General features: G+C 50.3%; 14 protein-coding genes. All 14 read right to left on the reverse strand.

Annotation, left to right across the window (positions count from 1 at the left end; all coding sequences use genetic code 11):
• Positions 1–8 precede the first annotated feature (8 nt).
• On the reverse strand, positions 9–458 hold the full coding sequence (locus ACS5WU_RS09495; RefSeq protein WP_302760975.1) for a hypothetical protein: 450 nt from the start codon (positions 456–458) through the stop codon (positions 9–11).
• Positions 455–892: a hypothetical protein gene (locus ACS5WU_RS09500; protein WP_046442717.1), complete on the reverse strand. Its 438-nt coding sequence runs from the start codon at positions 890–892 to the stop codon at positions 455–457. The genes ACS5WU_RS09495 and ACS5WU_RS09500 overlap by 4 nt, the downstream gene beginning before the upstream one ends.
• 17 nt (positions 893–909) lie before the next feature.
• Complete coding sequence (locus ACS5WU_RS09505) at positions 910–1,878, reverse strand: 6-phosphogluconolactonase (RefSeq protein WP_465089130.1); 969 nt, start codon at positions 1,876–1,878, stop codon at positions 910–912.
• A 21-nt stretch (positions 1,879–1,899) separates the two neighbouring features.
• The gene (locus tag ACS5WU_RS09510) at positions 1,900–2,358 is read right to left on the reverse strand and encodes a hypothetical protein (RefSeq protein WP_465089131.1); all 459 of its coding nucleotides are present in this window, start codon (positions 2,356–2,358) and stop codon (positions 1,900–1,902) included.
• An 11-nt stretch (positions 2,359–2,369) separates the two neighbouring features.
• Positions 2,370–3,320, reverse strand: coding sequence for an ABC transporter permease (locus tag ACS5WU_RS09515; protein WP_465089132.1), 951 nt, complete (start codon positions 3,318–3,320; stop codon positions 2,370–2,372).
• Complete coding sequence (locus tag ACS5WU_RS09520) at positions 3,317–4,321, reverse strand: ABC transporter permease (protein WP_046442719.1); 1,005 nt, start codon at positions 4,319–4,321, stop codon at positions 3,317–3,319. The genes ACS5WU_RS09515 and ACS5WU_RS09520 overlap by 4 nt, the downstream gene beginning before the upstream one ends.
• A 13-nt stretch (positions 4,322–4,334) precedes the next feature.
• Positions 4,335–5,834, reverse strand: a complete 1,500-nt coding sequence (locus ACS5WU_RS09525) for a sugar ABC transporter ATP-binding protein (protein WP_046442720.1) — start codon at positions 5,832–5,834, stop codon at positions 4,335–4,337.
• Positions 5,835–5,991: 157 nt separating this feature from the next.
• Positions 5,992–7,053 (reverse strand): sugar ABC transporter substrate-binding protein, encoded by a 1,062-nt coding sequence (locus tag ACS5WU_RS09530; protein ID WP_046442721.1) that lies wholly within the window; start codon positions 7,051–7,053, stop codon positions 5,992–5,994.
• 71 nt (positions 7,054–7,124) lie between these two features.
• The gene (locus tag ACS5WU_RS09535) at positions 7,125–7,919 is read right to left on the reverse strand and encodes a creatininase family protein (protein ID WP_465089133.1); all 795 of its coding nucleotides are present in this window, start codon (positions 7,917–7,919) and stop codon (positions 7,125–7,127) included.
• Positions 7,920–7,924: 5 nt separating this feature from the next.
• Complete coding sequence (locus tag ACS5WU_RS09540; protein WP_465089134.1) at positions 7,925–9,376, reverse strand: xylulokinase; 1,452 nt, start codon at positions 9,374–9,376, stop codon at positions 7,925–7,927.
• 3 nt (positions 9,377–9,379) lie between these two features.
• Positions 9,380–9,877 (reverse strand): secondary thiamine-phosphate synthase enzyme YjbQ, encoded by a 498-nt coding sequence (locus ACS5WU_RS09545; protein WP_046442724.1) that lies wholly within the window; start codon positions 9,875–9,877, stop codon positions 9,380–9,382.
• 27 nt (positions 9,878–9,904) lie between these two features.
• Positions 9,905–10,510 (reverse strand): KpsF/GutQ family sugar-phosphate isomerase, encoded by a 606-nt coding sequence (locus ACS5WU_RS09550; protein WP_046442725.1) that lies wholly within the window; start codon positions 10,508–10,510, stop codon positions 9,905–9,907.
• A gap of 4 nt (positions 10,511–10,514) precedes the next feature.
• A complete protein-coding gene (locus tag ACS5WU_RS09555; protein ID WP_046442726.1) occupies positions 10,515–11,234 on the reverse strand; it encodes a triose-phosphate isomerase in 720 nt (239 codons plus the stop codon).
• Between the two features lie 499 nt (positions 11,235–11,733).
• Positions 11,734–12,519, reverse strand: a complete 786-nt coding sequence (locus tag ACS5WU_RS09560; protein ID WP_046442727.1) for a DeoR/GlpR family DNA-binding transcription regulator — start codon at positions 12,517–12,519, stop codon at positions 11,734–11,736.
• Positions 12,520–12,537: the final 18 nt, after the last annotated feature.

Raw genomic sequence — 12,537 nt, forward strand, 5'->3', positions numbered from 1 at the left:
TTCCTCCGTTATTTTTCCTTTGCGTACCATGTGCAGTTTCCCGCGCACGTCCCATCCTCATTGTACTCCGGCAGAAAATGCAGCTCGATTCCATATTTTTCAGCTACATGCCCATAGAGTGCATCGCAGTGGTCGCAATAGGTAAGCGCGCCGACATGAGGCTCCTGTCCCCTGCTGCGCACGTCTGCTACCGATGTACAGTTGCGAATCTGCCCATGGAATACGCCGTCCTCCATCCATGTTTTGAAATCGATCTTTTCTCGGGACAGCGTGCCTGTATCCCCTCCCCAGTATTTCATGCAGCCTTCCACGCCATAGTCGCGGATACATTCATCAAGATGCGCACAGTACTCGTCGGATATCTCACGAAATAAATCCTCAAGCGCTTCCGTTCCGAATTTTTCTTCCACATATCCAAAGGTCATGTTGTATGCCGCAATATAATCCCTGATCGTCATGCCGCATCCTCCTTTGTAAATTGAAATTTCAGCCTGCCGTCCGCGTCATATTTCAGCAATTCAAAACCAAGCTCCGCCATCGCCGCGACGTCCCCGTAAATCACTTCGTAGGAGCGGTAGTAGTTTTCACGCGGCATACCGCCAATTTCCAGATATTCCTTCTGCCAGATGTGATCCGGCATTTCGAGCACCTCGACGGTCAACTTGTTCCCGTCCTCTTCAAAACGCACCTTTCCTTCGTCTTCCTCGATAATCTCTCTGAAATAATCGCGGATATAGGGCAACCCACCCTCGCGGAATTGCTTTGCGAGCCCCGTATACACCGCCTTTGCGATATAGTGCCAATATTCCTCCAGAGCCTGCTTTCCATAGTTATCCTCAAACCAGTTGTAAATGATGCTGTATCCGCTATACCATTCCCTGATTGCAGCCATTTTTTATCCCCCCTGTTTCAGCGGTATTGCCGCTCTGTGTCATAATCAATCTTCTCCGCGAACAAATTTGAAATATAAACGTTCGCCCTGCATACCTGAATCAGCGAATCAGGCACAAGCGGCGTAACCGGTCCAAAGCAAACCAGGCGCGACATCATTTTTTCCCAGCTGATATCCGTATTGCCAATCAGGAAGTTATGGAATTCAAAAACCTCCCTGCAATTCACAAAATCGCGCGGGCCGATGGTCGCCGCGCGCGGCGGTACAAATGCGAGGTCCCCCGCAAGCCCAAAGCTTGCGTGCAGTGAATTTTGCGCCTGCGTTAAAATATGCAGGTCGGCTATCCGCGCGCCAAGTTTCAACCATTCGTCCGTGGGGATCACCTGGTCGCCATCCACGCCAAACTGCTTTACCGCATCGATAAACGCACTGTGCCCCGACCATCCGCATGCAGAATAGGCGATATCCGCTTCTCCCTCGTCTTCGATCATTTTAGAATACACTTCGATGTTTTCGTTTGTCGGATAATGGATATTTTTGATATCAGGGCGCAATTCTTCCCTCAGCTCATTCATAAAGAAACGGAAAAACGCATTTGTGAATCCCGCAGGATAGCTTTCCGGCGCAATCCGTCCATCCTGATCCGCCCATTCGTCCATCGTAAACACCACCAGATTGCGGCAGCTGATATTGCATTCGTTGAGCATATACGCAACCCGCTTATAAATAGCCGCAGGGTTTGGAAGAATCATCACGCATTTCTCATCCTTTTCGTCGCTGTCCCTGATCCGTTTGAACATATCTGTGAGCCACGCATACGAGATAAAGTCGTCATCCACGATCTCCAGCTTCCAGTTTGGGCGCGTCTGGTTGAGCGCCAGATAATCCTCCCTTCCCTTTTTCCTGCATTCGTCCAAAACCGCCACATCACGAAACGGAATCCCGGGATGCGGCTCGAATGTAAATTCCCTGCAAAAATTGCTCATTCTTCTTCCCTCCAATTTGTATTACTTTATTTTTTGCACCGTCGTCAGGCATTTACCGGCGCATGATCCATCCATGCCATACTCTATTTCTACGTCAAACGTCAGGCCATACCGGTTCAAAACCGGCGCATAAAGCGCGCGGCAATGGTCGCAATAGGTTATGTTCCCTGCGTACGGCTCGCATCCGCGCGCCCGAAGCTCTGCGACGGACGGGCATTCGTTCATCTCAATCATAAAAACGCCGTTTTCCATCCATATTCTGCACGAGGCTTTTTCACGTTCAAGCGTTCCTCCTCCGTCTTCTCCGCCCCAATATTCCATACATCCGTCGATCCCGCTGCGCTCCACGCATTCATTCAGGTGCACGCACCATTGATCGGAAATCCGGGAAAACAAATTTTCCAGAGCGCCGCTTCCAAAACGTTCTTCCACATAGCGGAACGTTTCGTTGTACGATACGATATAATCACGGATCGTCATATATTCACTCCTTATATCGCGCTTACCTTGCGATAGTTTGCAAAGCTTGTCGCGCCGATGATCGCAACCGTCATCGCCCCCTGTATTACCTGCTGGTAATATCCGGAAAGGCCGATAAGGCTTAACAGGTTTGTGAGCACGCCGATGATCATAAGGCCGATAAAGCTTTTTGGTATGCTCCCCACTCCGCCCGCAGGGCTGGTACCGCCGATGATAATGCTGGAAATTACGATCAGGTTCAGGCTGTCTCCCGCAATCGGCGTTGCGGACTGCAGCCTCATTGTAAGCAGGATACCCGCAAGCCCTGCGGTTACGCCCACAATCACAAAGGACATCGTTTTATAAAACACCACGCTGATTCCTGAATTGTTCGCAACCTCGGCGTTCCCGCCAACCGCATAGATGTTTCGCCCAAACTGCGTGCGCGTCAGCACATATGCGCTGATTAACCCCACGATAATGAAGATCACAGGAAAAATCGAGAACCCGCCGATCTGCATATTGCTGACCTGCAACACCTCCTCGGTGCGCGCGGGAACCGGCTGCCCCTGGCTGAGCATCAGTGCAAGCCCTTTATAGGCATACATCGTGCCCAGTGTGCCGATGAACGAACATACGCCCAGCTTCGCGACCAGAATGCCGTTTATAAGCCCCAGCGCTGCCGCAAACAGTAAGACCACAACGATCGCCAGACCAAAGCTCATGTAAGAGAGCATCTGCGCGAATAAGATTCCGCACAGCGTCAGGTTTGAGCCCACCGACATATCAAACTCGCCCGCAATCAGCGTAAACGTCATACCAAAGCTGATGATCCCCTGGATCGATATTTGCAGAAACAGGTTTTGCAGATTGTCGATCGTGAAAAACATAGAAGAGGCGCATGCGGCAAATATGATAACGATTACCAGAATGACAAACGATTTTTGTTCTTTTACAAATCCCAATGCTTTGCTGCTGTTCATCTCGATTTACCTCCTGCCCTTTTTACGCGAATATATACGTCGAGCCACACTGCAAGGACAAGGATCACACCCTGCGCCAGTATTTGTTCGTAAGCGCCCGCGCCCACAAGGTTCAGTACGTTGTTGATGATCGTATATACATATACGCCGAGTACTGCCCTCCACACGCTGCCATAACCGCCGAATACCGCGAAACCGCCGATTACGAGCCCGCTCATTGCCATCATTTCATAGTCGTCGCCCGAAAGCGCCTGTATCGCCATCGTGCGCGACGCAAGGAGAATACCTGCGATGCCCGCGCACAGGCCGGAAATCATAAAGCACTTGAGGCGGGTTTTTGTGATACTGATTCCCGCAAGCCTGCTTGCTTCCGGATTGATACCAACGCTCGTGACCTGCCTGCCAAATTTCGTCTTTCCCAGTACGACGCCCAGAATAACCGCCACAACCGCCATAATAATAACGATGTTGGGTATGACGTCAAAGGTCATTCCCTTTCCCAGGCTGCGGAAAAAATCGGTCGTGTTTTCCCGGAAGGTAGCGTTTCCTGTTACTGCCTGTGCAAGCCCCCGGTAGGCCATTTTAAGTCCAAACGTGATCATCATGATCTCGATTGCCCGCGCTTTTGTGATATAAATGATCAGCATATTAAAGGAGCTGATCCCTATTCCCACAAGCAACGCCAGTATAATCGCGCCCGCATCGCCCACATATTGCTGCATCACAACGGAAACCAGCGCGCATACCGCCATATTGATTCCCACGCTCAGGTCAATACAGCCTGAAATCAATACGTATCCCATTCCAATGGAAAGCACGGCAAGTACCGCGCCCTGCTTCAGTACGTTTTGGATGTTCGTATCCGTAAAAAACACCGGCGAAACGCATCCCGCGACGATCAGTACGATGACGAGCACCACAACGCAGGCATATTCAGGAACCTCTGAAAGGAGATTCTTAAACGATAATTTTCGATTTTCAAGACTTTTCATCTGATTCATAGTGCCACCCCCTTCAGTTTTTTAGAATAAGCTGCATAACGTTTTCGGCAGTGATATCTTCCTTGCGCTCAAGGCTTCCCTTGATCCTGCCCTCGTTTACAACAATAATCCTGTCGCTCATCGCCAGAAGCTCCGGCAGCTCTGAGGAAATGAATATGATCGATTTCCCTTCCTGCACAAGCCGGTTGATCAGCAAGTATATTTCATGCTTGGCGCCAATATCGATGCCCCGCGTCGGTTCGTCCAGTATGATGATATCGCTGTCCGCAAACAGCCACTTTGCAATGACTACCTTCTGCTGGTTCCCGCCTGACAGGTTGATCGCCCTTTGCTCGGTTGAAGGAGTTTTGATGGAAAGCAGTTCCACATATTCCTCCGCCACATCCTTCTCCTGCTTGCGGCTGACCATACCGCGGTGCGTCACCTTACCAAGGTTTGCGAGCGATATATTTTTGGAAATTGGAAACTGCAATAACAGCCCCTGTGATTTCCGGTCCTCCGTCAGGAGCGCGATCCGGTTTTTGATACTATCCTCCGGCCTTGTAATGTTGACTTTTTTGCCGCCGAGAAAAATCTCTCCCCCGTCAAGCTTATCCGCGCCGAAGATTGCCCGCACAATTTCCGTTCGCCCCGCGCCTACAAGCCCCGCAAGTCCAAGCACCTGACCTTTTTGCAGCGTAAAGCTGATATCCTCAAAAACGCCGTCACGCCGCAGGTCTTTCACTTCCAGAATGTTTTCCGAAGCCAGCACCGGCTGCTCGCGGACGGGGAATTCCTGTCCGATCGTCCTTCCGACCATATCCACAATGATTCCCTCGCGGGTTACGTTTTCAACGTTCTTTGTACTGATCAGCTTTCCGTCGCGCATCACCGATACGCGGTCGCTGATTTCAAGCACTTCCTCGAGCTTATGTGAAATGTAAATTACGGTCACGCCCTTCTCGCGCAATCCGTTCACGATCCTGATCAGGCTTTCGACTTCCCTCGACGTGAGCGTCGCCGACGGCTCGTCCATAATGATGATTTTGGAACCATAGGAGATCGCCTTAGCAATTTCCACCATTTGTTTTTCCGCCACGCTCAGGTCTTTTATGAGGGTGGTTGTATCAATGTCATAACCAACCTCTTTCATAAATTCGGCAGCTTTTCGGTTGGCCTCCTTCCAGTCGATCCACATCCCCTTCGATTTTGAGAGCCTGTCTATAAAAATATTTTCCGTGATGCTCAGCGCGTCTATGAGGTTGAATTCCTGAAAAATAATGCTTAGCCCTTTTTTGATGGCGTCCAGCGGGTTCCGAATTTTTTCTTTGATCCCATTAAGCCATATTTCACCCTGCTCGAGCGAATAAACGCCTGTCAATATTTTCATGAGCGTGGATTTTCCCGCTCCGTTTTCGCCCGCAATGGAATGTACTTCGCCTTTGAAAAAATCAACAGAGATATCATCCAACGCTTTTACACCGGGGAAAGTCTTGGTTATATTACGCAACGATAATATAACTTCCTGTTCCATGACGCTTCCTCCCTTATCCCTAAATTAAGTTTTACTGATTAAAGTGTGGTTCCCCGGCGGCAGAAAAGAACGGCCTGCCGCTCTTTTCTGCTTTGCACGGGAAGAAAAGATATGTTTTGTTTTTCGTGGTTTGAGTCTGAGTCAGAGTTTAAACGCCTTATTTTGCCGCTACGAAATCAAATTCAATCGAATCTGCCTGGTCAACGTTTTGCGCGGTCACAACAACCGGCGCTGCGTAATACTTTGGAGCAAACTCAGCCCCTGGATCGTTAAAGTAATCGGAAAGCTGCCTCATTGCAAATCCGCCGCACTGATACAGAAGTACGTACCCAAAGCAGGTGACGGAACCATCCTTGACATATTGCAGGTAATCCGGTATGCCGCACGCGCCGACAATCGCGATTTGCTCCGCTTTGCCCGCATCCTGCACTGCCGAAGCAGCGCCCAGCGCCATGACGTGATCCTGGCAGTAAATAACGGACAGTTCAGGATATTTCGTCATAAGGTCTTCTGTGATGGACATTGCCTTCGCGCTGTCAAAATCACCTGCAAAATCACCTGCGTAATTGATATCCGTATCCTTTGTCGCATCCTGGAACGCCTGAATGGTTTTATTGGTCGGATCTGTTCCTGCCGCGCCTGTAATGAGCGCTACCTGCGCGCCTTTGTCCTTATAATTTTCTGCAATCCATTCGCAGCCGGTGAACGCAAGGCTGTAATCGTCAACGCCCGCAAAGAACAGGAGCTGGTCCATACATTCCTTGTCCATTTCCATTCCAACGCCCACAACGGGAATCCCCGCTTCCTTTGCCGCCTGAATTGAGGGGAGCAGTGACGTGGTATCCGTGGGATTCAGGATAATCGCGTCTACCTTCTGTGAAATCAGGTTCGCCATCTGGTCCGCCTGCGTGGACGGATCGCCCTGAGCATCCAGCAGCGTTACCTTCCAGCCGAGCTCGTCGGCGACTGCCTGAGCCTCTTTTACGAGCGCTACGCAGGAATCTGCGTCCATCGAGTAAATTGCGATACCGACCGTCTTAGCCGATCCGCCGGTTTCCCCGCCGCCATTATCCGCGGGAGCCGCTGTTGACGCTGCTGCCGAAGCCGCCTCTGTCGAAGCCGCCTCAGACGGCGTTGCCGGAGCGGCGCACGCGCTGAGTAATACCATAGCAGCCATAATAATCGCTGTTGCCAAAGCCAATCCCTTTGTCTTTTTCATTTTGCACCTCCAATATTTTTTGTTTCGGTTCTTCCGAAAATTGATTTTAAGTTCATTCCCATTACCGGATTTTATTCCGGCAGAATAGTTTCATGAAAATAGTATTCCTTCAAAAAGCGTTTGAAATTTTTCCTGATTGCATCCACAATAACCTGCCCGGTCTGCGCGCTCGCCTGTGTGGGATCTCCGCAGGCTCCATATTTGGGCTGCTGTATCCCAAAGGTTGACCATACTACCTTTTGTCCGCCAAAGCAGGCGTCTCCCGCTACAAAATCCGAATGATGCTTCAGCAGATCGTCGCTGCAGAACTTTTCTTCCTTTACAAGCTCCGGGCTGATCAGCATTATAAGCGACGCTTCCCATTCCCCGGAATGGCTGCAGCCGCCGCGCGGGGATTTCCTGATCCGGTTAAACTCTGCCGCGGAAAACGCCACCGGCGAAGCCACTGTATAATAATATCCATACTCGTCGGCAATCAGCTTTGTGGCCATATTGAGCATGGGCCCATGCTGCCCGTGGCAATCGAGCATCAACAGCCTGGAAAAACCCATTTCCGCTATCGATGCACATATATCGTGGATCATATCCGCAAACACCTGCGGACGCAGGCGCATTGCACCCGGCCATTTTGCCACCGCCTTTGGCGTGTAGCCCGACCAAACAGCAGGCATCACCAATACGGGAATTTCGTCCTGTATTTCGTCGGCAATCTGCGCGCACAGGTATTCGGCGATCCTCGCGTCGCAATCCACCGGTAAATAAAGCGAATGCTCTTCCACTTCCCCCACCGGAAGGATAATGAGCGCATCCCGGTCGACATATTCCTTTAGCTCCGGCCACGTCTTTTCCTGAAAATAAAACGACATTTTATTCACTCCGTTTCTCTCATGTCAAAACAGCGTTTTCTCGTTGTTTCGTAATCAATGTATCGTTCCTTGTACTTTTCCACTTCACACGGCTGCGGCAGGAACTCCCGTTCCGGCGCAAGCGGCTTCGTTTCCATCCCAAGGCTTTTGAAAGCAAGCCTTGCCGCCCCGGCAAGGGCTGTTTCGCACGATTCCAGCCGCACCACGCATTTACCTGTAATATCCGCGATCAGCCTGCACCACAGGTCGCTCTTTGATCCGCCGCCAAATACGCGCAGCGTATCGGCGGCCTGCCCCGCCTTGTCCATAACATCCGTATTTGCTTTGATGTGGTATGCAATTCCCTCCAGAAGCGCACGTACGCATTCCGGTATCCCGCTCTGGAGCGTCAGTCCTGTAAATGCGCCCGCGCCTTCTCCCCAGTGCGGGGAGGCTCCCCCGGATAAATAAGGATAGAAATTCAATCCGCCTGTTTCCGCATGGGCCGCCATGCCGCTTAGCTCTTCATAATCCATGTTGGGCGCAAACTTTTTCCGGAACCATTCAAGCGCGGAGCCCGCGGTATTTACAACCCCCTCCATGTCCCAGCAACCTTGATACAGGTAAGAAAATACGGGAATCCGCATTTCATCATCCAATACAGGCGCTTCTGAAAGCTTTGTGATGCAGCTGCCCGTTCCCAGCGATACCGTTACAACCCGTTCGGATGCTCCTCCGCCGTAGGCCGCGCACTTCTGGTCCTGCGCCCCAACCGCTACGATGACGTCCGTTCCAAGTCCCAGCTCTTTGGCTGTTTCGGGCAGGAGCGTTCCGGCAACGCTGCCCGCCCACGCAATATCCGGAAGCAATCCTGCACCGATACCGTTTTCACCCAGCAGGTCTTCCATCCACGCTTGACCGTGAATATCGTACATCATGGTTCCGGCTGCCATCGTATGGTCTGTGACGCAGTTTCCGCAAAGACGGTATTGGATAAAGTCCATGGGCATTAAGAAGCGCTCTGTTTTTTCAAAAACCCGCGGTTCGTTCTTTTTGATCCACATCAGCTTTGGCAGGGTGTAGATCGGGGAAATCCGTTTCCCTGTCCTTTGAAAGATATCCCGCGCGCCATAGCGCTTGATGATCTCGTCGGTTTCACACGCCGCCCTGCCGTCAAGCCAGCTGATTGCCCCGCACAGCACCTTTCCGTCTTTCCCAACGGGTACAATGGATATGCCCTGAGAGCTCACGCCAATACTTCTGATAGCTGCGCTCTTTTTCCCAAGAAGCGCCGTAGCCTCCCTCACTGTCTGCCGGACCGAATCCCACCACACGCCTGCATCCTGCTCAATCCGGCTGCCGCCAAGGATTGACAACGGATACTCTGTACGGGCCGAACAGAGCATATTGAGCCTGTCGTCAAATACTGCGCTGCGGCATCCGCTTGTCCCAAGGTCAATACCCAGTACAAGACTCATTTTTTACTCCCCCATCACTTGTACGATCACCGTGCGTTTTCTTGCCCGCACCTGATCCCAATCGCCAAAATAGATACATCCAAATTCGCCAAGCTGCAACTCGCCGTCTATCACAGGCATCGTAACCGAACGTCCCATGACCACAGACCGCAGATGCGCATCCGTGTTAAGCGACCACGCGGGCTGTTCGTTCCTGTCTTTTCCCGCAAGCTCAATGTGCCTGGGGCAAGGGTGCATATACTGGCCCTCAGCAGTACAGGTAGGAATGATTTTTGCCAGTACGTTGGCAAGATCCTGCATAATAAGCTCAGTACCCCAGTAGGTTTGCCCGTCCGAAAATTCCTGTATCTGCACGCTGCAAGTGGTATGCCCCGTATAAACGAGTACCGTTCCGTTTTGAATTTCCGAGCGCCTGAGAATCTCGCGCACCGTCGTTGTAACATCGTCAAACGTTGGTCTCCTGTCCGACTGCACTTCAAATTTTTCGTTGTAAACCTTCATTTTGTATCCTCCGTCCTGAATGTATATTTAATGGCTGCGAAGCATCTCGCCGACCTTTCCGCCGGGATGCGTAAGCAATAAATCTTTCTTCGTATAACCGCTGACATCCATGATGGTAAACGCAACCGCATCCCATGCCGCTATGGTCGCCGTGCAGCTTGCCGACGCGCACATATTGAATTTATCCGATTCCTCCCCGACCTCGATCTTAAAATAAATATCCGATTCCTTTGCCAGCACGGAATCGTCGTTTTGCGATACGCCGATGATCTTTGCGCCTTTTTCTTTGCAGCAGGGAATGTAGTTTAATATTTCCGGCGTATTTCCTCCCTTGGAGAACAGCACCACTACGTCGCCCTTTTGAATCGCTCCCATGCCGCCGTGGATCGAATTTGCCGGCGAGCAATAGAATGCGGGCACTTCCACAACGCTGAGCGTATGCGCTACCCTGCGCGCAACGGTTCCCGAGGTTCCGCAGCCCGCCGTTATCACCTTATGCCCTTCCGGTTTTACACGGAGCAAAAGATCGATCACCCTGTCTGTTATTTCGCGGTCAAGCGACGTTATGAGCCCACTGACCGCCCTGCATTCGATTTTTAGTATCTTCTCAACGGACACATCGTATTTTGCCATATCGCTATCCCTCCATCATGACGCCGCCGCATCTTTCATTCCACGCGTCCCGCGCCGCGCTCAGCATCTCTTCGATCATTGCCCGCGGATTGCGCGCCGTTGCAATCGCACTGGATGAACCCGTTGCGTCCGCGCCTGCGGCGATCACATTGTAAACATCCTGGCCGCTGTTGATGCCGCCGCCCACCAATATTCCAATATTGGGATCAATGTTCATAATCGTATCCACCGATGTGCGGACATAAGATACGTCCGCCGCGCACGCAGTGGCAATAAGCTCCGCAGGCTCTGTCACCATCATGTCCGGCTCAAGCAATGCAACTGCTTTTGTTTCCGGAATCGAGTCCGCACAGACAATGCTCATCATTCCAAGTTCCCGCGCGCGCCGAATCGTCCCGTACAATTCTGCTATCCTCATCGGTTTTTCAACGTGGTTGAGCATAACCCCCTGCGCTCCCGCAGCCCGCAAAGATTCCGGCAACACTGCCGCCAGTCCGCGGCCTACCTCGATATTATCCATATGTGGAGCAAATACGATCAGCTGCTTCGTACATTCTGATACCCGCGCAATATTTGCATAGGGCGTGGTAAAAATAACCCTTACATCGTATTTTTGCGATGCTTCGTCTGCAAGCCGTGCCAGATCAATGATCTGATCTCCATAAAGATAATTTTTCGGACCAATTTCAAAAAATGGGGGGCGAATGCGTAAGTTTCGTTTCATGGCATCCTCCAAAAGATTTTATTAAAATTCGTTTCTAATTTCTTTCTTTTCTAGAGAATAGCACATATTATTTACGTTTGTCAATATTATATTTACGTTTTTTCTGATTTTTCCATTAAATATTTTCTTTTTGCTTATTATATTTGCTATTTTAATTTCTTTTTATCGCTTTTTCTTTCTTTTTCAGGGAAAATAACATTGTTTTTAATATGAAGCAATCTTGTAATTTTTCGAAATGATCATTTTTGGTTAAAAAAAGAAGTCAAAGGGATTCCATTTCTCTTTACAAAAAGTACAGAGTCATCAATTTTTTTGTTTTATTACTTTATTTGGAAACTGTTATTTGAAGGTTATTCGACACGCTGTGAAGCGCGATAGGAACAAGCTGTTTTCAAAATCTGTGATTTGTTTTCTATGAAATGGCAGCCCGGCAACAGGCTCCTCATCCCAGGAACCGGGAGCATGCAATACCGCATGCCCCGGCCTGAAGCCTAAAAAATCATACTGCGATAACCTGCAGTCCCGACCTGCGGATTTTTTCGAGTTCTTCCGCCTTCGATTCATTGTAATTGGTTACCAGTATATCAAAATCATTTAACGCGGCTATATGGGCAAACGTTACCTTTCCAATCTTTGAATCGTCCACCACAAGAATTTTTTCTTTGGCCTGGGCGATCATTTGCCTCATGATCGCGTCTTCCACATGATTATAGGAGGTAAGGCCCGCCTGAATGTCAACGCCGTCCATTCCCATAATCAGCTTATCCGCTTTATACTTGGATAATTGGTCGCTCACATCGTCGCCGACTGTAATCTGCATATCCGTGTCAAATCTGCCGCCCAGAAAAAATGTTGTAATATGTTCACAGCAGGCAAGCTCGTTTACGATATGCAGGGCGTTTGTGATCACAATCAGGTTGTTCTTATTCTTCAGCTCCTCACAAATATAAGCACACGTGGAGCCTACGTTGATAATGAGCGATTCGCCGTCCCTGACAAGCTCCGCTGCCGCCTTTGCAATCAGTCTCTTCTCTTCCGCCTTGCGGCTTTTACGCTCCGCAAAGTTTTCACTGTATTGGGATTTCCTGTTGATAACCGCTCCTCCGTGTATCCGTTTGAGCAACCCTTCATTTTCAAGCTCGCTCAGGTCCTTGCGAACCGTCACAACCGAAACGTTGAGCGCGTCGCTCAGGTCTGTTACACGCAGCCTTGAATCCTTTTCCAGCAGATCCATAATTGCGTTCCGCCTTACTGTCTGGTTTTTGTCTCCACTGACCGAAATCATAGGTTCCCCCGCTCCTTT

It is taken from the genome of Christensenella sp. KGMB01412 (assembly GCF_055522415.1).